Here is a 23841-nt window from a genome sequence, read left to right as displayed (position 1 = left end):
AAGCCAATACAGCGTAAATTTTGCACAGTTTCGCGCCTCGTCCGGCTTGTCGTCAATAGTTTTTTGAGTGCCACTCAGATATCATTGCAGCATGACAGCCGCTACCGCCGACACCATGACCGCCACCGCCAAAGCCGACCACCCCGAGCCGTCGCGCGCACCTGCCGGGCGCAAGTCCCAGCAGCGCGTGCAGGACATCCTGCGCGCCGGTCGTGAAGTGTTCGCCGAAAAGGGTTACGAGCATGCGACGGCCGCCGAGATCGCGCAGCGCGTCGGCGTATCGGAGGCGACGGTGTTCAGCTACTTCCGCGGCAAGCGCGAGCTGTGCGCGCGCGTGATTGCCGACTGGTATGACGAAATCATTGCCGCGTTCGAACTCGGGATGCCGCAGGAAGCGTCGGTGCAGCAGCAGTTCGCGTTCATCGTGCGCACGCACCTGCGGCTGATGCTGGTGAACGGCACCGGGCTGTGCGCGCTGGTGCTGTCGGAAGGGCGGGCGAAGCAGCATGCGTTGAGCGACGAGCTCACCGCGCTGCAGCGCCGCTACACGGCGCCGCTGATGGACGTACTGGCGCGCGGCCAGGCGGCCGGGCAGGTACGCAGCGACATGCCGCTGAGCCTGCTGCGCTCGATGGTGTTCGGGCCGATCGAGCACGTGCTGTGGGATGCGATCCTCGGGCACCGCAAGCTCGATACGGAAACGACGGCCACCCAGCTCGTGGACATGCTTTGGGCCGCCGTGCAGCCGCCCGCGCCGGAACAAGCGGCGCTCGTGCGCTTCAGGAACGAAGTCGCGGAAGCGGTGCGGCGGCTGGAAGGGGAAGCGTCACGCCCATAATGCAGGCAGGCGGCGCGAAGCTGCTGCCGCCTTGCCGCATCTGCTCTTCCATCGCGCGGAAATCAGCCGCTACGACTCCTCGCCGACCCGCAGCGGCGCACGGCTCTGCTCGTTGTTCAAATGAACGAACTTGCGCAACAGGCGCATCAGTTCCCGCGAATCGTCCTCCCCCATGCCGTCGAACAGGCCGGCGCGCAGTTCCTGCACCGACGGAATCAGGTGCGTGAGCAGCTCGACACCCGCCGGCGTCAGCAACAAGCGCCGCTGACGCCGCGGTAACACTTCGCGAACGATCAATCCTTTCGCTTCGAGCCGGACCGCGAGGTCCGCGGTCGTCGACGTATCGAGCGCCACTCGCTGCGCGAGCGTCACCTGATCGAGCCCCGGACACTCGTAGAGCATCCGCAGGACCGCGTACTGCACGGGCGTCACGTCCCGGCCAAGCTTCTCGTAGAACATCGCAACCGCGATCTGGTGCGCGCGCCGGATCAGGTGCCCGGGTTCGTCGTACAGGTCGAGCGGGAAAGCCGGCGCGTCGGCGGGATTCGTTTTTTCCATGAATGAGTCGATGACATAGGCGGCGCACGCTGTTGCGTGCGCCGACGGCATGGCGCTGCGTCGCGCCATTTCCCGGGAAAACCAGTATACCGCTCGCCTTGCCCTGACCAACATCAATAAGTACACTGAATCTCATTCAGTACACGGAATGAAGAGTTGCCGCGCACCGGCGGCACCGCCCTGAAGGAGACGAAGAACGTGTTTCTCAAGAACGCTTGGTATGTCGCGTGCACGCCCGATGAAATCGACGGCAAGCCGCTGGGCCGCAAGATCTGCAATGAGTCGATGGTGTTCTACCGCGCGGCGGACGGCCGGGTCGCCGCGCTCGAAGACTTCTGCCCGCACCGCGGCGCGCCGCTGTCGCTGGGATTCGTGCGCGACGGCGTGCTCGTGTGCGGCTATCACGGGCTGGAAATGGGCTGCAACGGCAAGACGGCCGGCATGCCGGGCCAGCGCGTCGGCGGCTTTCCGCCGATCCGCAGCTTTCCTGTGGTCGAGCGGTATGGATTCGTCTGGGTGTGGCCCGGCGATGCGTCCGCGGCAGACCCCGACAAGCTGCCCGCGCTCCAGTGGGCCGAAGATCCTGCCTGGGCATACGGCGGCGGCCTGTATCACATCCGTTGCGACTATCGGCTGATGATCGACAACCTGATGGACCTCACGCACGAGACCTACGTGCATGCGACGAGCATCGGCCAGAAGGAAATCGACGAAGCGCCGCCGAAGACGACCGCCAACGGCGACGAAGTCGTCACGAGCCGCTTCATGGAGAACGTGATGCCGCCGCCGTTCTGGCGGATGGCGCTGCGCGGCAACGGGCTGGCCGATGACGTGGCCGTCGACCGCTGGCAGATCTGCCGCTTCACGCCACCGAGCCACGTGATGATCGAAGTGGGCGTCGCGCACGCAGGCCACGGAGGCTACGACGCGCCGGCCGAGCTGAAAGCGTCGTCGATCGTGGTCGACTTCATCACGCCGGAGACGGACACGTCGATCTGGTATTTCTGGGGGATGGCGCGCAACTTCCGGCCCGACGATCACGCGTTGACCGCCGAGATCCGCGACGGTCAGGGCAAGATCTTCGCCGAGGATCTCGAGATGCTCGAGCGCCAGCAACTCAACCTCGAGCAGTGGCCGGGCCGCAAGCTGCTCAAGCTCAACATCGACGCCGGCGGCGTGCTGTCGCGCAAGGTGATCGAGCGGCTGCTCGCCGACGAAAGCGCATCGAGTCCGCAGCGGCCCGTGATTCCGGTCGCGCAGATCAAGGAGGCGTCATGAGCGCCGCGACGCTGACGGTCCGGGTGGCCCGCAAGTGGCAGGAAGCGCGCGACATCTGCGGTTTCGAATTCGTCAGCGATGACGGGTCGCCCCTGCCGCGCTTCGACGCCGGCGCGCATATCGACGTGTATTTGCCGGGCGGGCTCGTGCGCCAGTACTCGCTGTGCAACCACCCCGAACCCGGCGATCGCTACCAGATCGCGGTGCTGCGCGATGCCGAGGGTCGCGGCGGGTCGCGCACGATTCACGATGACGTCCGGCAAGGCGATACCGTACGGATCGGCATCCCGCGCAATCAATTTCCGCTCGCGCCCGACGCGCCGCACCACCTGTTGCTCGCGGGCGGGATCGGCGTCACGCCGATTCTCTGCATGGCGGAACGGCTGTTCTCGTCCGGCACGCCCTTCGCCATGCACTACTGCGCGCGTTCGACCGATCGCATGGCCTTTGTCGAGCGGATCAAAGCAGCCGGGTTCCGCGACCGCGCCCGCTTCCACGTCGACGACGGCGACCCCGCGCAACGCCTCGACCTGCCCGCCGTACTCGCCGCAGCGCCTGACGGCACGCACCTGTACGTATGCGGCCCGCGCGGCTTCATGGACGCGGTGCTGAACGCCGCGCGCGAGCACAACTGGGCCGACGAGCGGCTGCATTACGAGTTCTTCGGCGGCGCGGTTGCGTCGTCCGGCGCGGATCGCGCGTTCCAGGTCCGCATCGCGAGCAGCGGCAAGGTGATCGACGTGCCGGCCGAATGCACGGTCATCGCCGCGCTGGCAGCCAACGGCGTCGATGTGCTCACGTCGTGCGAGCAAGGCGTCTGCGGCACCTGCGTGACGCGTGTGCTCGAAGGCGAGCCCGATCATCGCGATTCGTATCTGACGGAAGCGGAACAAGCGGCCGGCGACCAGTTCATGCCGTGCTGCTCGCGATCGCGAAGCGATCTGCTGGTACTCGACCTGTAGACGGACCGCCCGACACGCGGCGGCCAATCACAATACTGGAGACGATCAATGGAGCAGCCTGCCCGGCCACCCATCAACACAACTCGATTCCCGGTCGACCGATGGTGGGTCGCCGCGCTGTCGTCCGAACTGACGGACAAACCCGTCGCCCGCACGCTGCTCGGCCGCCCGGTCGTGCTGTTCCGGTTGCCGTCCGGGGAAGTCGGTGCGCTGGAAGATCGCTGCTGCCACAAGTCGCTGCCGCTGTCGTGCGGCTCGCTCGAAGCGCGCGGCCTGCGCTGCGGCTATCACGGCCTGCTGTTCGACCGCGACGGCGCCTGCGTGGAGATTCCCGGGCAGGACCGGATTCCGGCAAAGGCGTGTGTGTCGTCGTATCCGGTGCGGGAACAGGACGCGATCGTATGGATCTGGATCGGCGCCGATGCGCACGCCCAACCAACCTGCGCGCCGCCGCGCTATGCGTTCCACACGGATCCGCAATACCGGTTCGGCGGCGGCAACTACCATTACGACGCACCGTATCAGCTGATTCACGACAACCTGATGGATCTGAGCCACCTCGGCTATGTCCACCTGAAAACGATCGGCGGCAATGCGCCACTGCACATGGGCGCGGAGACCCGCGTCAGCAGCGACGGCGACACGGTGACGCTGGTCCGCCGGATGCCGGACTCCGACCCGCCGCCGACCTACACGGCCGCATGGCCGTTCGCGGGCCGGGTCGATCGCTGGCAGGAAATCGAATTCCACGTGTCGCATATCCGGATCTGGACCGGCGCGATGGACGCCGGCACCGGCGACCTGCTCGATCCCGCGCGCGGTGGCTTTCACATGCGCGGCTTCCACGGCATCACGCCAGAGACGGACACCACGACGCACTATTTCTGGACCGTCGCGACCAATCCGCAATACGACGTCGAACGTGTCGCGCAAACGGTCATCGAGCAATCCGCGGCGACGTTCGATGAAGACAAGACCGTGATCGAAGCGCAATACCGGAATCAGCTTCGGTTTCCGGACAGCCACCAGATCGACATTCACGTCGACGCGGGCCCCAATCGCGCGCGGCGCGTGATCCAGCGGCTGCTGCAACAACCCGAACCCGCGTAACCGTCGCGCCGGCGCGACGGTTACGCGAACGACGCCTGACGGTCGCGGCAGGCATTCACCGCGGTTGGCAGACAGCACACGCATTCGCGTTCGCATTCGCCCTGCTCGCCAAAACCGGCTTCGATTTTTTCCAATTCGATTAGTCATACTATTTTTTATGAAGGGTCTTTGACGTGAGTGCAAATATCCGCAATACGATCGACGCATCACCGATGAGCACGTTCCAGACGATGGCGGTCACGGCCTGCGTCGTGCTGAACATGCTCGATGGCTTCGACGTGCTGGCCATCGCGTTTGCCGCGCCGCACCTGGCCGCCGAGTGGAAACTGAGCGGCAAGGAAATCGGCCTGCTGCTGAGCGCGGGGCTCGCCGGCATGGGGATCGGCTCGGTGCTGATCGCGCCGCTCGCTGATCGCATCGGCCGCCGCCGCATCATCCTGTTCTGCCTCGCCGTCATCTCGACCGGGATGCTCGCCTGCGCGGCCACGCACAGCACGCTGCAACTCGCGATCGCACGTGCGTACACGGGGCTCGGCATCGGCGGCATGCTGGCGAGCCTGACCGTCATCAGCGGCGAATACGCATCGAACAAATGGCGCAGCGCCGCGATCGGCATGCAGTCGACCGGTTACGCGATCGGCGCCACCGCCGGCGGGGTCATCGCCGGCTACCTGCTGTCGACGTGGGGATGGCGCAGCGTGTTCGCGTTCGGCGGCATCCTGACCTTGACGGCGATCCCGATGGTGCTCGCACTGCTGCCGGAATCGCTCGACTTCCTGCTGGCACGGCGTCCGGACGACGCGCTGCAGAAAATCAACCGCATCCTCGCGAGAATGAAGCGCACGCCGATCGACGCGCTGCCGGCCGTGACTGCATCCATCGACACGACGAACCCCGCGTCGAGCTGGACGGCCGTGCTGCGCGCGCCGCTCACGCGCCGCACGATCGCGCTGTGGGTCGCGTTCCTTCTCGTGATGGGCAGCTTTTATTTCGTCGTGAGCTGGACGCCGAAGCTGCTGGTCCAGGCCGGGCTGTCGGCATCGCAGGGCGTGACCGGTGGTGTGCTGCTCAACCTCGGCGGCATCGCGGGCGCGTCGCTCTTCAGTTTGCTGTCCACCCGGTTCGGCCTGCGCAACCTGCTTGGCGCGACGCTGTTGCTGGGCGGCGCGCTGATGGTCGTGTTCGGCATGAACACCGGCTCGCTCGGCATCGGGATGACCGTCGGGGTGTTCCTCGGTGCCGTGATCAATGCGTGCGTGGCCGGCATGTATGCGTTGTCGCCGACGCCCTATCCCGCCGAGATCCGTACGACCGGCATCGGTCTCGCGGTCGGCATCGGCCGACTCGGCGCGATCCTGTCGCCGATGACGGTCGGCGCGCTGCTGGACGACGGCTGGTCCGTGTCCCATCTCTATCTCGCGTTCCTCGTGCCGATGGCCGGCGCGGCGATCGCCGTCGCCGTGGCGGGCGGGCGCGCCGCGGCACCGCACCGGCAGCGCGACCCGGCGATCTCGTAACGCGCGACGCCCGCAGTCCTGCCGATATACCCGTCGGCATTCCGGACATTTCCGGGCCTGAAAAATCGATAAGTATATCTACATACTGTTTGGAGACAGCCATGAAAACGAAACTGGGCGTCGTATTCGCGACGGCGATGGCGCTGGCCGGACCGGCCTGTGCGCAAAGCAGCGTCACGCTGTACGGGATCATCGATACCGGCGTGTCCTACTACAACAATGCGGCACACGGCGGGACGTTCACCGGGATGCCGACGCTGACCGGTGAAGTGCCGTCACGCTGGGGCCTGCGAGGCACGGAGGATCTCGGCGGCGGCTACCAGGCGTTCTTCGTGCTCGAAAACGGCTTCCAGCCCGGCACCGGTGCGCTGAACTACGGCGGGCGTCTGTTCGGGCGGCAGGCGAACGTGGGCGTGAACAGTCCCTTCGGCGCGCTGACCCTCGGCCGCCAGATGAACATGTCGATGATCGTGCTGACCAATGCCGACGTGATCGGCCCGTCGATTCATTCGATGGCGGATTTCGACTCGTATCTGCCGAACGCGCGCAGCGACAATGCGATCGGCTACAAGGGCACGTTCCACGGCGTGACGCTCGGCGCGACCTACAGCTTCGGCCGCGACGCGGCCGGGCCGGCGGGACCGTCCGCGACGGGCTGCGGGGGACAGGTGCCCGGCGACATCGTAGCCTGCCGCCAATACACGGCGATGCTCGCCTATGACGCGAGCAATTTCGGGGTCGCCGCATCGCACGACGTGATGCGCGGCGGCGGCGGCGCGCTCGCGCCGCTGAACAATCCGGCGTACACCGACACGCGCGACATCGTCGCCGGCTACGTGAAGATCGGCCCCGCGAAACTCGGCGCCGGCTGGATCCGCCGCAACCTCGCGGCGGCCGCACACCTGCAGGCCGACATCGTGTTCGCCGGCGGCACGTACTACGCGACACCCTACCTCGCGCTCGACCTGCAAGGCGTGCGCTACCTGCAACGCCGCGAAAACAGCGAAGGCGGCACGAACGCCACGCTCTTCGTCGGCCGGGCGAACTATTTCCTGTCGAAGCGGACGACCGTCTATACGTCGGTGGGCTATATGTTCAACAGCACGCTGGCCGCGAACGCGGTCGCCGCCGGCGGGACGGTCGGCACCGGGATGAATCAGCTCGGTGTGATGGCCGGCATCCAGCAGAAGTTCTGATCGCCGGACATCGCCCGTCGATCAATCGGCGAGCCGGCAATGCGAGAGTTTCAACCCGGGCAGCACCGGCGCGTCGATATAGCCTTCGTTCTCGCAACTGAAGCGGAAATTCGCGGACGCCGTGAACGGCTTGATCTCGCCGCCGGGGAATTTCGGTTTCAGCGCGGCCTGGTCGGCCACGTCGAAATGCGTATCGAACTGTTCGCCGTCGGTCGTCAACGCACCGAAGTACGTGCCGCCCGGGTCGCTGCCCATCCGGATCACGGCGCCGACGAACGCGAGGCGCTTGCCGTCGTATTTCGTCTTCGCGGCGGCCATGTCCTGCGTATAGGCCTCGATCACGGTGCCGTAGTGCGCGTCGATCGCGGGCTCGGCGGCCGGCGCGGCGCAGGCGGCCTGGTATACGCCCGCCAGCAGCGCGCATGCGGCCAACGCGGCCGTCATGAACGGCGCGGGAATCTTTTTCATGGGTGGTCTCCCGTCAAGCGTTGTGGTTGAAGTCGTTGACCGAGGCGCGACGCCGGCTGCCCGGCGCCACGCCGGACGATCGTGCTGCTGTTGCTTTATTCGTTCGAATCGCGGAACGCGGCTGCGGTCACTTCACCACCTGCATGGTCGGCGGCGGTGCGAAACATCGCGCTGCACGCGACGTGACAGGAAGATGGCATGGTGCGGCCCCCGGCTCTCATTGAATTTCACTGCGTCTGATTTTGGCCGCTACGGTAGCAGACGACCGAAGACCCGGCAATCGCGATGCACGGTCCATATCGGCCTCGTTACAATTGCAAACGATTCTCATTACATATATCATGCGCGTCCTGCCTCGGCGAATCAGTGAAGCGCCGCGGCCCGCGCCTTCATCCTTAGCACTCCGTCCATTCATCGATTCATGCCATCCCGTCGACCGCCCCGCCGCGCGCGGACCTTGCGTCCGTGGCGCGCGAGCCTGCCTGCCCTGATCACCCTTTGCGTCGCAAGCGGCGCGCATGCGGATGCCGAACCTGCCGCCACGGCCTCGCCGGCCGCGCCCTCGCGCTCGTCGACGCCCGCGCCGCCCGAACGCGAACTGCCGACGATCAGCGTCAGCGCGTCGGCGGCCACCGATCCGACCGTCGGCTACCAGCCGCGCACCAGCAGCGTCGCCGGCGGCGACGATCGTCCGCTCAAGGAGATTCCGCAATCGGTCGCCGTGGTCAGCAGCAGCGTGATGCAGGACCAGCAGGCGCGTTCGCTCGACGACGTGCTCGGCAACATCAGCGGCGTGACGCAGACCAACACGCTCGGCGGCACGCGTGACGCGTTCATCAAGCGCGGCTTCGGCTCGAACAACGACGGTTCCGTGCTCGTCGACGGCGTGCGCACGCCGGTGCTGCACAGCTACCTCGCGACGATCGACCGCGTCGAAGTGCTGAAGGGCCCCGCTTCGCTGCTGTACGGGATGCAGGACCCGGGCGGCGTGATCAACCTCGTCACACGCAAGCCGGAAGAAACATTCGGCGGCTCGATCTCGGCCTCGCGCACGAGCCACGGCGGCAGCGGCGCGCAGTTCGACCTGACCGGCCCGCTCGGCAAGCCGGGCCAGGTCGCGGGCGGCACGCTGGCGTTCCGGCTCACCGGCGAATACGACACGAGCCGCTACTGGCGCAGCTTCGGCCGCCAACGCGATGCGCTGATCGCGCCCGCGCTGTCGTGGCACGACGCGAACACGTCGATCGACGTCAGCTACCAGTACGTCGACTACACGATGCCGTTCGATCGCGGCACCGTGCTCGTGAACGGCCGCCCCGACGATGCGCTGCTCTATCGCCGCTACGAGGAAGCGTGGGCGCAAAGCAGCGGGATCCAGGAAACGCTGCGCGCGCGCATCGAGCACCGCTTCTCCGACGCATGGCGCGTGCGCGCGACCTACGGCTGGGGCCGCGACCGCTACGATCAATACATCACCCGCGCGACCGCCTTCAACAGCACGACCGGCGCGCTATCGCGCACGTCCGACGCCAACCTCGGACGCAACGACTCCGACCAGATCGCGACGCTCGGCCTGCTCGGCAACCTGACGCTCGCGGGAATGAACCACGCGCTCTACATCGGAGGCGAATACGAGCGGCAGCGCAGCTTCCGCGGCGACACGATCCGCGGTACCGCGACCAGGGGCTTCGATCTCTACGATCCCGTATACGGCCTGCTCGCGCCCGGCGGCACGGTAAGCACGAAGCAGAGCGATTCGCTTTCGAAGGTCCATACGTACTCGATGATCGTGCAAGACTCCGTGAAGATCACCGACCGGCTCACCGCGGTCGGCGGGTTGCGCTGGGAGGACTGGCAGCAGGAATCGGGAATGGGGCGGCCGTTCGTGTTCGCCGACCGCTCGCACGGCAACGTGTGGCTGCCGCAGTTCGGGCTCGCCTATGCGCTCACGCCGTCGCTGACCGCGTATGCGAACGTGAGCCGCTCGTTCAAGCCGAACGTCGCGTCGAACGTAGCTGCGCCGCTCGCGCCGGAATTCGGCCGCGTGCTGGAAGCCGGCCTGAAGTTCAACCTGAAGCCCGGCATCACCGGCACGCTCGCGGCCTATCAGATCGACAAGCGCAACGTCGCGGTCACGGTCGGCGACATCACGTCCACGATCGGCACCGCGCGCTCGCGCGGGATCGAACTCGACGTCGCTGGGCAGCTCACGCGCCATCTGAGCCTGATCGGCAGCTACGCGTACACGAACGCGAACGACCGCGACAGCAACACGCCGCTCGTCAACGTCGCGCGCCACACCGGCAGCCTGTTCGCGGTGTACGACACGGCGATCGCGAACCTGCCCGGACGCTGGCGCTTCGGCGGCGGCGCGCGGCTCGTCGGCGCACGGCCCGGCGACACCGCGAACAGCTTCACGCTGCCCGGCTACGTGACCGTCGATGCTTTCGCGGCCTATGAAACGACGATCGGCAAGTTCCCGACACGCATTCAGCTCAACGTGAAGAACCTGCTCGACAAGACCTACTATCCGTCGAGCAACAGCAATCTGATCGTCGCGGTCGGCGAGCCGCGGCTCGTCACGCTGACGACGACGGTGTCGTTCTGAGGTTCTGATGTCCTGATGTGTGCGTGGGCTGGCAGGCAAACAGCGGCCCACGCTCAAAATTGCAACCATCGGGTATGCGCTGAAATGAATTTTGTACAGTTAGCCGCCCATCTAAACGGCTTTTCAGATCGATCCTATATTCAAATCGCGAGTAATTGCGCACGCTTGTGCCTGGAGAATTTCATGTACGTCCACATGCTGAGAGCCTGCTGCTAGTCATTCCTTCACTAGAGGCAGTAGTTGTAGGTGCTCAGTTCCTGGAGCACCGATGGCAAGCCAAGCACCTGAAGCGTCCGCATCTTCCGCACGTCCCGTCACAGTCGCTCCGCTCAACCAGATCCAACTGGGTGACGTGGCGCTGACCATCGATGCATTTGGCCAATGGCTGCGCGCAATCACCGATGGAGCAGTGACCCTGAATCGCCTGCGCACCGTTGCAGGCAATCTGCCAGCGGTCCGTAACATCCTCAATCTGGCAGACCTGCTAGGCGATATCGTCACCCTCACCACACGCGAGGACCGTGATACCTCGGACTGGGCGATCGCGAGCATCAATCTGATCGGTCTGATGCCGGCCCCGGCTACCGCGCCTGCCCGCATGACGCTGCGGCCTGCACTTTTTCTCGCGCGACAGGAACTGACTGGCGAAAAATCCCTGGTCAGCGAGGCCCTGCTCAACACGTTGACGGTCAATCTGAACAGCAGCATTCGGGGCGAGTTGGACGACTTTGTACAGCAGACCCAACAAAGGCTACCCGGTTTACTGGATGAAGCCGCCACCTTTGGCGAAAGCCTCGTGCTGGATCTCGCCAGCGGTCTGGAGACCCTGAGTCAGGCGAACAACGTTGTCGGTACAGCGCCCGGCAAAAGCGAATCAGGGAAGTCGTGGCGCGACCCCTCCGACTTGTTTTCCAACCTCTATGACGCGGCGCTTCAGTTTCAGCGCGATGCCGCAACCACAAGCCAGAGCGCCCCGGCACAAAGCCTTTCAAAAGAAACACGCGCCAAGATCGCCGCAAACGCCCAGCTACTGCGCCAGTTCGCCGCGCTCTTGGCCAGCCAGGTACGAGCGCAAGCCAATCCGTCGACGCAAGGTAGTGTCGGGTGGATCGTCGCCGGATTGCATCGGTCGCTCGAAGCGCGAGGGCCGAGCCGTTACCTGGCCGCCAATGTCAAGACCGATACGACGAGCCGGGCTGGATCGCTCCATCCAGGCGAATCACTTGAGGCACGCGTCAAAGAACGCCCGGCCGACCAAGACGCCAACGTGTGCAAGATCGGAGCGCCGTCAGGCACCGGCGGCAGCATCAGCTTTGCCACGGGCAGCGAAACACTCAGCCACACCGACTTCACGCTACCCGGCCCATTTACCATCGCCTGGACGCGTACCTACCGCTCCAGCCTGGGCGCTTTCGATGATGGCGAGCTGGGCGCGCGCTGGATCACGCCATACACCACGCGCTTCGACGTGCGGGGCGAAGGCCTGCGCTACCACGGCGCCGACGGGCGCAGCCACGACTACCCGCTGCCCAAGGTCGGACAGTTCCATGAAGATCGCATCGAAGACCTCACGCTGGTTCGTGTACGCGATCACGAGTTGGTGCTGTGTCGCGGCTACGAACGTCGTGAGACCTACCAGCGCCACGGCGAGCGCTACCTGCTGGTGCGGATCGAACTGCGCGGCGGCGCCGGCATGCTGCTCGGCTACGACCACCGCGTTGGCAATCGCGCGGTGCTGTCGGACCTGATCACCTACCAGGACGATCCCAGTCAGCCGCATACCCACTTGGGCACGCTGGTGGACGAAGCGGGCCGCATCACCGGCCTGTGGCTGATGGGCGAGCACGAACCCCTGCGCCGCCTGAGCCTGTACCGCTATGACGAAGCGGGCGACCTCACGCTGGCACAAGACGAGAATGCTGCCGTGTGGACCTACCAGTACCAGCACCACCTGATCACCCGTTACACGGACCGCACCGGCCGCGGCATGAACCTGGTGTGGCAGGGCGAGGGCGCGGATGCTAAAGCGGTGCGCGAATGGGCCGACGATGGCAGCTTCGACACCCGCCTGGAGTGGGACGAGAACATCCGCCTTACCTACGTCACCGATGCCCATGGCCAGGAGACCTGGCACTACTACGACCACCTCGGCTACACGTACCGCATCATCCACCCCGATCAGCGTGAGGAATGGCTGTTCCGCGATGAGGCGAAGAACGTCGTCCAGCATATCCACCCGGACGGCAGCGAGGACTGCTACGCCTATGACGAGAACGGCAACCTGCTGGAGCACATCCGCGCGGACGGCACCACCGTGCATTACGCGTGGGATAGCAAAGACCAGCTCATCAAGATCAGCGACGCCGAGGGCGGCCTCTGGCTGCGCGACTACGACACCCGCGGTCGGCTCACGGAGGCCATCGACCCGCTGGGCAACAAGACCGAGTACGCGTACAACCTGATGGGCCTGCCGATCGGCATCACCGATGCCAACGGCAAGACCAGGCAGCTCGAGTACAACAGCAGCGGCCAGCTCACTCGCTACGTGGACTGCTCGGCCAAGGCCAGCGAATGGGCCTACGACGCGCGCGGCCAGCTCATCCAGTTCACCGACGCAGCGGGCCAGGTCACCTGCTACCGCCACGAGGCCGGCCGGCTCGCCGCGATCCGCTACCCGGACGATACAGAAGAGCACTTCGAGCGCGACGCCGAAGGCCGGTTGCTGACTCACATCGATGCGCTGGGCCGGCGCACCGAATGGGACTACACCGAGGCCGGGCTGCTGGCCAAGCGCGTGGACGCCGCTGGCCAGTCCCTGCGCTATCAGTGGGACAAGCTCGGCCAGCTCACCGCGCTGCGCAACGAGAACGGGCGCGATGCCGAGTTCCACTACGACCCGGTGGGCCGTCTGCTGGCGGAAACCGGCTTCGACGGTGCCATCACGCGCTACGAGTACGAGGAGGCGACCGGCAAGCTGGCGCGCGCCATCGACGGGCAGCGCATCACCGCCTACGCCTTCGATCCGATGGGCCGCCTCACCGAGCGGCGCGCTGCGCTGCAAACCGGCGACGCGAGTCCGCGCGAGCAGGACTGGCAGATCGAACGCTTTGCCTACGACCTCAACGGCAACCTGGCACTGGCCAGCAACGCCGACAGCCGCCTGCAATGGTTCCACGACCCGGCCGGCAACCTGGTGCGTGAGCACCAGCACTACACCCGCCTGGGCCAGCCGCTGGTCGGGGTGTGGCAGCACGAATACGACGCACTGAACCAGCGCATCGCCACCGTGCGCCCGGACGGCCACCGCGTCAGCTGGCTCACCTACGGCAGTGGCCACCTGCTGGCGCTGCAGCTCGACGAGCGCGAGCTGGCCAGCTATGAGCGCGACGACCTGCACCGCGAAGTCGCGCGCCTGCAAGGCAACCGCCTGCTGCAAACGCAGCAGTGGGACGCCATGGGACGCTTGAGGGAGCAGGTGCTGGCGCGCGACACACCCGCCCCCACGCACACCGCAGGCGGCAACCGCCTGCTGGTGCGGCGTTACCGCTACGACGCCAGCGGCCAGCTCACCGACATCAACGACACGCGGCGCGGCCAGCTTGCCTACCGCTACGACCCGGTGGGCCGCCTGCTCGAAGCGCAAAGCCGGCTGGGCCACGAGACGTTTGACTTCGACCCGGCCAGCAACCTCATCGACCCGGCCGAGCAGCGCGAAGCCGAGCGCCAGCGCATGCCACGCATCAAGGCGCTGGATAACCTGCTCAAGCAATACGCCGGCACCCATTACCAGTACGACGCGCGCGGCAACCTCACGCAGCGTTGGCACAACGGCAAGGAAGGCCGCTTCACCTGGGATCTGTTCGACCGCCTGACCCACTACGAAGACGAGCGTCTGAAGGTCGACTACACCTACGATGCACTCGGCCGGCGCCTGTCCAAGCACAGCCAGGCGCACTACGAGGAAAGAAGAGAGGCGGGGCCACACTGGAACCGCGCCGAACGTGTGAAACGCAACCGCGAGCTGCAATGCGGCTTCACGCTATACGGCTGGGATGGTGACACGCTGGCCTGGGAAAGCAAGATCGCCGACGAGGATGGCTTTGGTGCGCGCACCACGCACTATGTGTACGAGCCGGGCAGCTTCGTGCCGGTGGCGCAGGCGGTGCGCGACGACGCCATCGAATTGCTCGACCAGCCAGAGTACGGCGACTACTACCGGCAGGATGAAGACCCGCTGTGGTTGCCGCCGCCGCCCGCACCAGCCATCAATAGCCTGGCGTGGTACCAGTGTGATCACCTCGGCACGCCGCAGGAACTGACCGACGAGCACAGCGAGATTGCGTGGAGCGCCGAGTACCGCGCCTGGGGTGTCGCGCAGGAGGCGATCAGGAAGGCGTCGGGGAAGGCACCGATCGCCAACCCCATCCGCTTCCAGGGGCAGTACCATGACCATGAGACGGGGCTGCATTACAACCGGTATCGGTACTATGATCCGGAGGTGGGGCGGTACATCAGTAAGGATCCCATTGGGCTAGCTGGAGGCACCAATGCCTATGACTATGTGAATGGCAATCCGATGATGTATACCGACCCGACTGGTCTAGTTCGCCAGCTTGACCCCAATGGTGCAGAATGTCAGCAACTGAAGAGAAAAATTCAGAACAAGAAGGCGGACATTAATAAACGAATATGTGAAGTAAAGGCCAATCCCGGCAATCTCCCATATTACCCACCACATCCTGGTGCGCGTCCGAGATTGAGCGTGCAAGGGCATGAGGACATCATTCAAGAGTTGAAGGATAGTCTTGCCGATGACGAGGCGTTATATGCTGCAAAATGTGGCGGAGATGGAGGTGGTACGGCGACAGCGCCGGTAACATCCGCCACCTCGGATAACACCGCAGCAAAAGTAACCGGCGCGGCGACGGGAGTTGGGATCGCTTATTGGATAATAAGTGAAAGCCTACGAGTTCTGTTCCCACCACGCAACTTGATTCCGGTGCCGTAATTTCTCGACGGACTCACTAGGAGCTAGCACCCGTTCCGCTCGCTCCTGACCTTAAATAAATTGAGGTTGACATGCTAATCGAATATGTAGAGTTCAGCGACGAATCGTCGCTATCGAAGATGCTGGAAGGATCGGTTCTCAGATATTGCACACTTAAAAATTTTTCGCTTGACGGAAAAAATGTTGATTCTGTTTTTTTGTCGTGCTCCCTGGAAGATTTGAATTGGTACTGGGGGCTATTCAATTGCTGCCTTTTTGTTGACACCAAATTCATTAACTGTGTATTCCGTGGATCTAACTTCGCTGATTGCCGCTTCCTGAATTGTGAATTTTCAGACTGTCGATTTGAGGAGGACAATTTTCATTCGCCATGTAGCTTTGATGGCACCCAATGGTTTGGCGGCAAGGCAGCTAGGTGCAAGGGATTGCCGGAATACGCGTTCCCAGCCCCGTCCCCAAGCCGCTGAGCACATCGCCCCTCAACGCTCGACCTCTAGGTCATGGCTAGAGTTTCACAAAAAGACAGCCGAACTGATAAAACTTCTGGGTACATTCGACCTGGAGATTCCTCTCTTGGCTAGTTATCCCCCCAGGCTGTTATCTCTTAAGGAATCCTGGGTTGGCATGTCGTAACCAGTACTCTCAAGCTTTGACTGACGGTATATCTGCTACCGCTTTAGCTGAGAAGGTCAAGGATGGTTGATAGGGACCAACGATATTATGGATTACATACCGACCACCAAAAGATGCGCGAGCAGCAGCACTACACTCGCCTGAGCCAGCCGCTCGTGAGCGTGCTCCAGCACGAGTACGACGCGCTCAACCAGCGCATCGCCACCGTGCGCCCGGACCGACACCGCGTCAGATTGCTCGCCTATTATCGAGTTTCTCGACCAACCCGAGTACGACGACTCCTACCGGAAGAACGAAGTAATGCTTACGATCCAGACGTGCCGAAAGCTCCGGGAAAGCTAGGAAAGGCCGAAGGTTTTTGCTCACCCAAAGGCGGCGATGACTGGGTTAAATCACCTAAAGGGTGGGGGTGGCGCGACAAGAAAGGCGGCGTTTGGGTCCCTACGGGGCCTGGTGGTGATGCTCATGGAGGACCGCACTGGGATGTTCAATATCCAGAGCGTTATGACAATATCTATCCCGGCGGTCACAGGCGGTGAATTTATTGAGGCTTTAATATGCTGATCAGAATTAGACTAGGTTCTTTTTATTCAAAATGCGACGAAAGCAGGTTGTTCGATGGATTTAATGGCATTTCCGCCATCCGCAGTATCAAGGGGGATGGAAGGGATTTATTATTGGATATCTCGATTAGAGATTTAAGTAGCGATTCAATGCGTGAACTGATTGTGCTTTTGTGGCGCTATAGGATACCCCTTTCACCCTTTCGTCCGCTCGCGAGGAATAAGAGATTTGACTGGCTGAACAATCCAAAAGGGGTTTGGTACAAGAGTATGTTTGCCGGGAAGGAGTAGACAGAAACCCAGACTGGCAAGTGAAGCGATGAGCGAATGGCCGCAAAATCTTGCGGCGCTTCGAGTTCGTAGCGCTATTCGTGAGCTGCGGCGATTGGCATCCTTGGTGCCACCTCTATGATGGACTCTCCCTGCTAACGTTGCTGTACCATGACGACTACTGTTAACGACCTCCGACTTCGGATACGCGCTTTACCGGCTAACCCCAGACGAAAAGAGGTAGCCGAGATTGCGTTTGAGTTAGAGTACCTTTCGTTATTAGTTTCACCACTTCCCAAGGACATATTCTCACTGTATCTGGAGGTGCTATCAAACCCTCTAGTTTTTTCCAAGAATGGCATAGATTACTTCATTTCTGCAATTTATAACGAATTCGAGAAGCTCACCTCCGACCAAGAAAGCACCCTATTAGAATCCATAGTCAATAACTCAAAAGAATATAATAATGAGAAATTGCGATTCTCTGTTGGGGATATGATCGCGAGAAAGTACCCTGTCCAAGTTGCACTGGATGTTTTCCGCCGAATGTGGTTCTCCGGCGAAAAACATTCCCAGACCATTGCTCAATTTGGTGTGGACGTCTTGTCTTTAGTGCTACCCAAAGAAGGACCAGAGCGCAACAAGCTTCGCAAATTCGGTTTGGAAATGGTGCAAAAAGAGAAATAATCATCGATTAACGAACTATCGCCGCAATAGTCAACCCTATCTTCCAAGATACACCGCCATGATCTGCGCTCGCTCATGCCCCAACTCGCGGCTAGTAGCCTGCCAAGCCTGCGCATCCAGCGCGGTTGAGCCGGGGTCAGCGTGCGCGCCGCAGCCCCGCCGGCAGCCGGAGCCTGATTATCCAATCGAGTATGCGAATGGGAAAACAAGTACTTGGCTTGGCGGACATGCCGGCATTTTGGTATACAGCACTACCGAAGTCACGCAATACTATGAGTACGGTCGATACAATCCAAATAACCCAGGCATCATCGGGGCCAAACTTCCAGCGAATTCCGGCAACGTACGACGGGTAAGCACCCCCAATCTGTCTCTCGGCGCGGACGGTCAATCCACTCAAAAGTCACTTGATGTGCTAAGTGAAGCCTTATCAAGGAAGGCAGGAAAAGGCACTAAAACCGAACTCAAATGCAATGTTACGGTGGATGAGAAAAAAGCTGCCGAATACGCTATAGACATTGCCAATAATGTAGATCGAAAATCATATAGCTGGACACCATGGAATACAAATCACTGCAGAACCTTCCCAAGGGATGTATTCAATGCAGGAAGGAATTAGGCGAACCATGAAATCAATCATTTACCATTCTATAGTATTCACATTGTCGACATTATGCGCAATATTCGCATACCTGTTGGTAGATCGTTCCATCAGTCTAAGCTACGCCAACCAAAGCCTCAGCGAGAGCAATGCCGCGTTAAACAGCATAGAGAATCTTCTTGGAGATGCCTGGAAGGGAATGGAGAGAGACACCCTTGTTAAGCGCTTGCAGGCAGAGGCGGCGGCTCGACCAGCCGATTCCATCCTTGTTAAAGAGGAGAAGAATGTCATCTGGTTTGGCGACGTCCGCTTTAATATTGAGAATGGATTTTTGAAAAATATTGGAAATTGACGCATCAGGCCCAAACTGACCGTAAGCGTGCCTCTCCCCTTCCTCGCGGCTCTAGGAAAAGTCAGAGATCTGTTCGACCGCCTCACCCACTACGAAGATGATCGCCTGAAGGTCAACTATACCTACGACGCGCTCGGCCGGCGCCTATACAAGCACAGCCAGGCGCACTACGAGGAAAGAAGGGAAGCGGGGCCACACTGGAACCGCGCCGAGCGCGTGAAGCACAACCGCGAGCTGCAATGCGGTTTCACGTTGTATGGCTGGGATGGCGATACGCTGGCGTGGGAGAGCAAGATCGCCGACGAAGACGGCTTTGGTGCGCGCACCACCCACTACGTCTACGAGCCCAGCAGCTTTGTGCCGGTAGCGCAGGCGGTGCGCGAGGAAGCCGTCGAATTGCTCGACCAGCCCGAGTACGGCGATTACTACCGGCAGGATGAAGACCCGCTATGGCTGCCCTGCCGCCGCCCGCACCAGCCATCAACTGCCTGGCGTGGTATCAGTGCGCTCACCTCGGCACGCTGCAGGAGCTGACTGATGAGCACAGCGAGATTGCGTGGAGTGCGGAGTACCGTGCGTGGGGTGTTGCGCAGGAGGCAATCAGAAAGACCTCGGGGAAGGTGCCGATCGCTAACCCTATCCGGTTCCAGGGGCAGTACCACGACCACGAGACGGGACTGCACTACAACCGGTATCGGTACTATGAGCCGCACGGCGCTAGCCCCCGAATATCTCCGATCCGATATCGCGATTTTCCGTATCGAGCGCGCGTGGCTAGACTGGCGACGCATTCTCGACGCAGCATCGTCGTACGGCAACGCGACACGCCCTCACACAAACGATTCCGGGAGATGAGCCATGTCCGACCGGCATGCGTGCCGAGGCGAGCTCAAGACACTCGGCCTCGTGGCCGGCACCGCGCTGCTCGCCGCCGCGCGCCCGAGGCCTGCACGCTGTGCCACGGCGCGGACGGCCAGGTGCAATCGAGCGGCGGCAAGCCGGTCTTTAGGGCGCTCTAGGGTGCACGCTCGTTCAACTGGGACGCAGGCATGGGCGACATCCGCAACGCGGCCGGCTTCGTGAAGGCCAACATGCCGCTCGGGCTCGGCGGCACGCTGACCGATCAGCAAGCGTGGGACGTCGCGACCTTCATGGACAATCACGAGCGCCCGCAAGCCCCCCCGTTTCACCGGCTCGCTGCAGGACACGCGCGCGAAATGCCACGACACGCCCGACTCGATGTACGGACGCGAGGTGAACGGCCGCGTGCCCGGCGCGCCATGAAACCCTGCTTGCCCAAGCGGCGCGGCATACCTGATCACGGATGCCAGCGATACACGACGAGGCTCGACCCGTTGTAGTTGTCCTTCGTGATCACGTATTCGCCGGTCGAGCGCAGGTACGCACGGATGCCATACATCGAGTCGACGTCGTTGCCGACGTCCATCGCCGACGTGTTCGAATTCGTCAGCGTGGTCACGAGGCTGCCGGTGTTCAGGTCGAACACGTCGACGTTCGGCACCGTGTGCACGTAGCCGACGAACAGGTAGTGGCCTGCCGCCGCCATCGATTTCGGATTCGCGCTCGTCAGGTTGATCGCGACGTTCGGCGTACTCGTGTTGCCGGCCTTCCAGCCGCGATAGACCTCGATGTGCCCGTTCATCGCTGTCCAGTCCCAGCTGCCCGAGATGCCCTGCGCGAGGATCATCGTGTCGCTGTCGGCCTGGTAGATGATTCGTGTGAGCGGCAGCACGGTGCGCGGAATCGGAATCTGCACCGGCTTGCCCCATGTCGGTTTCCCGGTCGCGTCGAAACCCGTCATCGGATAATGCGAAATGTTGTTCGTGCGATCGAGCCCGGCCCACACGTCGCCGTTGTCGTCGAGCGAGAAGCCGGCCGTCACCTGCAGCGTCGTGTTGAACGGCTTGCCGGGGATCGAACCGTCCGGAATCGCGATGTAGCCGCTCGCGCCGTTGAAGTGATAGATGTTGTAGTTGCCCGGATTCTGTCCGGTCGCGACCAGCATCCGCGTGCCGTTCACGAGCGCGAGCTGGCCGAAATGTTGACCGCGCTGGTAGTCGTTCATGTCGAGGCGCGGGTCCTTCGGATAGGTGAACGGATCGATCGTGTTCGCGACGAACGTGCCGCCTGCGGTGCCGGTGTACACGTTGTTGCCGCTGTAGAAGAACGCGCCGTCGGTGGCGGGATCGGGCGCGGCGGCGGCCTCGAAGTTCAGCGCCTGCAGCTTCCATTGCAGCACGCCCGTCGGGCTGTACGAATGGAGGTCGGTGCTGCCATTGCGCCCGAGATCCCAGCCGCCACCCCACGCGTTGTTCAGCACGTACAGGTTGCCTGCCGCGTCCTTGCCCATGCCGGCGACGCGCGTGAAGCGCTTGTCGCCGACCTGCCCCTTGATGCCCGAAGTCGTGTCGAGATACCCGCCGAGCACGCCGAACGTGCCGCGCTGCACGGGCTGGCCCACGAGCGCGTAGATCTTGATGTTCATGTCGGGGCCTTCGTCGCCCACCAGCAACTGCCCGCGCGGCGCATCGAAATACAGCGACGCCGGCCGCGCGCGGGCCGCCATCTGGATCGTGCTCATCGCCGTGCCCGTCGGGCTGAACTGCGCGACGACACCCGCACTCTTGCGCGCGACCCACAGGTTGCCAGCCGCATCGAGCGCCAGCGCACCGGGGCCCGATACGCCGATATCGCGCTGCCACACGCCGTCCGTCGTGTAGACGCGCACGCGGTTACCGTAGAAGTCGCTCACGTACAGCAGGTTGCCGGTCGTCGCGAGGCCCGTGATCACGTCCGCGTACTGGATGCCCGTCCACGTGCTGACAGGAATGCGCAGGTCGCGCTGGTTCGTGCTGCGGTTGTAGCGGCCGACCGAGCCGCTGCCGAACGTGCGGTTGTAGCCGAGCGCGACGAACAGCGAGTTCGCGTTGCCGGTGATCGCGCCACCCTGGAATTCGTCATGGATGCCGATCGTGCCGAGCGTCTGCCCGTTCTGGTAGATCGCGACACCGCCCGCGTTCTCGTCCCAGCGCGACGCCGTATAGATCACGCCCTCGGGCGCGACCCAAAGCGAGCGCGCACCGTTGCCGACGTGCGCGGCGAGCGTGCCGAACGTGTTCGCGAGCCAGTCCGTCGTGTATTGCGCTTGGGCGTGACCGGCCGGTGCCAGCATTGCCATGCACAGCCCAAGCAATGCCGCACGAATTTGTTTCGATAACATGAATGATGCTCCCGGACGATCGTTTTTCGACACTCTAATTCGCCGCGTATGAAATATCGGTGATTTTTTCAAAAATCGATTCAATTTCGCTGCGAATGATTCATTACGTTCCTTTACCGCGCGATGCCGCCTGACTGAAGACGCATCGCTCCGGGCTTCGTATCGCAGCCCCGCCCGACAGCGCTCTTGCGAGCCGCTTTTTCCGGCACTTTATTCCGAAACACCTGACCATAACGCGTCATTTTTTCTGATTCGCGCGCATTGAACTTCCATTGCCGTCGAATCGATTAAATGATTACAAATCGAAATTAAAATGAAAGAGAAAAAATATTGTCCCGTGCGCGCTGCATTGCCGGGAAAATCGTGAATACATGAAATAAGACGACGTCCGGCGGGTTGCCGTTGCCAATGAAGATGCGGATGAGGAGCGGGATGTACCCCGCGTGCGGCGAAGGAGAGGTGGACAGCGATGATGAGGAAGGCCGCGCCCCGGCCGGGCGTGCGGCCGGTTCAGGTCAGCTCGCGCTGTCGAGCGTCGCGCCGCCCCAACCGTCGAGGCACCTGGGCAGCGCATCGACGACGTCGATCACGCGCTGGCAGTGGAACAGACATCGATCAGCAGCGGGCCACGCAACCGGCGGCCCGCATCGAACGCGAGCGGCCGGTCATGCGCGTGACGTCAGAACTTCTGGCGCAGGCCGAGGCTGACGATCGCCTGCGACCGCGAGTCGGACGAGTGGCCGTTCGCCTTGTCCGACACCGATGCGGTAGCGGCCACCGGCCGGCCGAGCGCGTCGAGCGTCGTGCCGGACGCATGCTGATACGCGCCGAGCAGGTACACGCTGGTGCGCTTCGACAGGTCGTAGACCGCGCCGAGCGTGACGTTGTGATACTGCGCGCGGTTGTCGATGCCGTCGACGTCGCTGCCGCGCGTGTAGCTGTAGCCCGCGAACAGCTGCGTCTGCGGCTGCACGTTCCAGCGCGTGAACACGCCCGCGACGTTGAAGGTCGCGTGTCCGTTGAACAGCGACTGGGCACCGCTGCGGTACTGCACGTTGCTGTAGTTCACGCCGACCACGGCCGGGCCGAAGTCGTACGTCGCGCCGGTCGCGATGATCTGCTGCGACTGCGCGCTCGCATAACCTTCGTTGATCGACGAGTTGAACAGGCCGTCGTCGGTGCTCTGCCACTTGCCGGCCGTCGGGTCGGTCGCGCCCGTCTTGCTGTTGTCCGAACGCTCGTAGCCGACGCCCACGCGCAGCGGCCCCGCCGCGTATGCCGCGCCGATGCTCCACGTGTTGCGCTGCTTCATGCTGCCCGGCTGGCTGCCGAAGCCGTACAGCGCGCCGAACGTGAAGCCCGCGTAGTTCGCGCTCGTGTACTTGATCGAACTGTCGACGCGCGCGGTCTGGTCGAGATCGTCGATGTCGCCCGGGTGCGCGCCGAAACCGCCGATGAACGACGACGGGCCGACCGGGCTCACGAAGTCGTCGAGCGACGTGTACTGGCGGCCGAGCGTGACCGTGCCGTAACGGTTGCTGCCGACGCCGACGAAGGCTTGCCGGCCGAACTGGCGACCGCCCTGCCCCGACGTGCCGTTGGTGATGTCCAAGCCGTTCTCGAGCACGAACAGCGCGCGCATCCCGCCGCCGAGATCCTCGGAACCCTTGATGCCCCAGCGGCTGCCGGACAGGTTGCCGGTGGTCAGCCCGACGTTCGAATGCCCTGTATAGGCGCCCGGCGAGCCGACCCGTTCGTTGCTGCGATAGGTCACGCCCGCGTCGACGATGCCGTACAGCGTGACGGAGCTTTGCGCGGATGCGATGCCCGCGTGCGAGAGCAGCAGCGGTGCTGCGATCAGTTGCTTGTTCATGGTTTTTTAGCGTCTCCGGGCGGTGAGCCCGTTGTTCTATGCGAGTAGCGCGTGCGGCCGGAAGCCCCGCCGGCATGC

General features: G+C 63.0%; 18 protein-coding genes and 2 pseudogenes. 16 read left to right on the top strand and 4 right to left on the bottom strand.

Going from position 1 to position 23841, the window contains the following annotated elements; genetic code table 11:
* Positions 1-91 precede the first annotated feature (91 nt).
* Entirely contained in the window at positions 92-838 is a 747-nt protein-coding gene (locus tag WS66_RS01870) for a TetR/AcrR family transcriptional regulator (protein WP_059599719.1), read from the top strand.
* Positions 839-907: 69 nt separating this feature from the next.
* Here WS66_RS01870 and WS66_RS01865 read toward each other — a convergent pair whose 3' ends face one another.
* The gene (locus tag WS66_RS01865) at positions 908-1396 is read right to left on the bottom strand and encodes a MarR family winged helix-turn-helix transcriptional regulator (RefSeq protein ID WP_059532660.1); all 489 of its coding nucleotides are present in this window, start codon (positions 1394-1396) and stop codon (positions 908-910) included.
* 198 nt (positions 1397-1594) lie between these two features.
* Here WS66_RS01865 and WS66_RS01860 point away from each other — a divergent pair, with 198 nt between their 5' ends.
* From WS66_RS01860 to WS66_RS01840, 5 genes are all read left to right on the top strand, one after another.
* Positions 1595-2674 carry an aromatic ring-hydroxylating dioxygenase subunit alpha gene (locus WS66_RS01860; protein WP_059599732.1) on the top strand — a complete coding sequence of 360 codons (1080 nt, stop codon included), beginning with the start codon at positions 1595-1597 and terminating at the stop codon, positions 2672-2674.
* Positions 2671-3636, top strand: a complete 966-nt coding sequence (locus WS66_RS01855; protein ID WP_059599718.1) for a PDR/VanB family oxidoreductase — start codon at positions 2671-2673, stop codon at positions 3634-3636. Before WS66_RS01860 ends, WS66_RS01855 begins: the two co-directional genes overlap by 4 nt.
* Before the next feature lie 48 nt (positions 3637-3684).
* Positions 3685-4746, top strand: coding sequence for a Rieske 2Fe-2S domain-containing protein (locus tag WS66_RS01850; RefSeq protein ID WP_059599717.1), 1062 nt, complete (start codon positions 3685-3687; stop codon positions 4744-4746).
* Positions 4747-4919: 173 nt separating this feature from the next.
* Complete coding sequence (locus tag WS66_RS01845; protein ID WP_059599716.1) at positions 4920-6263, top strand: MFS transporter; 1344 nt, start codon at positions 4920-4922, stop codon at positions 6261-6263.
* Between the two features lie 101 nt (positions 6264-6364).
* A complete protein-coding gene (locus WS66_RS01840) occupies positions 6365-7459 on the top strand; it encodes a porin (protein ID WP_059599715.1) in 1095 nt (364 codons plus the stop codon).
* Between the two features lie 21 nt (positions 7460-7480).
* Here the strand turns inward: WS66_RS01840 and WS66_RS01835 are convergent, their stop codons facing one another.
* Positions 7481-7927, bottom strand: a complete 447-nt coding sequence (locus tag WS66_RS01835; RefSeq protein ID WP_059599714.1) for a hypothetical protein — start codon at positions 7925-7927, stop codon at positions 7481-7483.
* 421 nt (positions 7928-8348) lie between these two features.
* Between WS66_RS01835 and WS66_RS01830 the strand changes: the two genes are divergently transcribed.
* From WS66_RS01830 to WS66_RS34255, 10 genes and pseudogenes are all read left to right on the top strand, one after another.
* Positions 8349-10535 (top strand): TonB-dependent siderophore receptor, encoded by a 2187-nt coding sequence (locus WS66_RS01830; RefSeq protein WP_059599713.1) that lies wholly within the window; start codon positions 8349-8351, stop codon positions 10533-10535.
* A 268-nt stretch (positions 10536-10803) separates the two neighbouring features.
* The gene (locus WS66_RS01825) at positions 10804-15543 is read left to right on the top strand and encodes an RHS repeat-associated core domain-containing protein (RefSeq protein ID WP_108064607.1); all 4740 of its coding nucleotides are present in this window, start codon (positions 10804-10806) and stop codon (positions 15541-15543) included.
* A gap of 71 nt (positions 15544-15614) precedes the next feature.
* Entirely contained in the window at positions 15615-16010 is a 396-nt protein-coding gene (locus WS66_RS34830) for a pentapeptide repeat-containing protein (RefSeq protein ID WP_082728777.1), read from the top strand.
* A gap of 228 nt (positions 16011-16238) precedes the next feature.
* Entirely contained in the window at positions 16239-16715 is a 477-nt protein-coding gene (locus WS66_RS34825) for a polymorphic toxin type 37 domain-containing protein (protein ID WP_082728778.1), read from the top strand.
* A 465-nt stretch (positions 16716-17180) separates the two neighbouring features.
* Positions 17181-17696, top strand: a complete 516-nt coding sequence (locus tag WS66_RS33500; protein ID WP_159086500.1) for a hypothetical protein — start codon at positions 17181-17183, stop codon at positions 17694-17696.
* Between the two features lie 58 nt (positions 17697-17754).
* Positions 17755-18315, top strand: coding sequence for a hypothetical protein (locus WS66_RS34820; RefSeq protein ID WP_437340726.1), 561 nt, complete (start codon positions 17755-17757; stop codon positions 18313-18315).
* A 7-nt stretch (positions 18316-18322) separates the two neighbouring features.
* Positions 18323-18649 (top strand): Imm58 family immunity protein, encoded by a 327-nt coding sequence (locus tag WS66_RS01805; RefSeq protein ID WP_059598709.1) that lies wholly within the window; start codon positions 18323-18325, stop codon positions 18647-18649.
* Between the two features lie 27 nt (positions 18650-18676).
* Positions 18677-19183 (top strand): hypothetical protein, encoded by a 507-nt coding sequence (locus tag WS66_RS01800; RefSeq protein WP_059598710.1) that lies wholly within the window; start codon positions 18677-18679, stop codon positions 19181-19183.
* A pseudogene (locus WS66_RS34815) lies at positions 19099-19305 on the top strand (RHS domain-containing protein); the annotation flags it as partial. The gene WS66_RS01800 and the pseudogene WS66_RS34815, both read left to right, overlap by 85 nt.
* 291 nt (positions 19306-19596) lie before the next feature.
* Positions 19597-19933: pseudogene (locus tag WS66_RS34255) on the top strand (c-type cytochrome); the annotation flags it as partial.
* Positions 19934-19967: 34 nt separating this feature from the next.
* Here the strand turns inward: WS66_RS34255 and WS66_RS01785 are convergent.
* Both WS66_RS01785 and WS66_RS01775 read right to left on the bottom strand, forming a co-directional pair.
* Positions 19968-21890: an SMP-30/gluconolactonase/LRE family protein gene (locus tag WS66_RS01785; protein ID WP_059598711.1), complete on the bottom strand. Its 1923-nt coding sequence runs from the start codon at positions 21888-21890 to the stop codon at positions 19968-19970.
* Positions 21891-22569: 679 nt separating this feature from the next.
* Positions 22570-23763 carry a porin gene (locus WS66_RS01775; RefSeq protein WP_059598712.1) on the bottom strand — a complete coding sequence of 398 codons (1194 nt, stop codon included), beginning with the start codon at positions 23761-23763 and terminating at the stop codon, positions 22570-22572.
* Positions 23764-23841 lie beyond the last annotated feature (78 nt).

Origin of the sequence: Burkholderia sp. LA-2-3-30-S1-D2 (assembly GCF_001523915.2) — a bacterium.
Lineage (GTDB): Bacteria > Pseudomonadota > Gammaproteobacteria > Burkholderiales > Burkholderiaceae > Burkholderia > Burkholderia diffusa.
The sequence above is the reverse complement of the archived record's forward strand: the minus strand, read 5'-3'. Positions and strand labels throughout refer to the sequence as shown.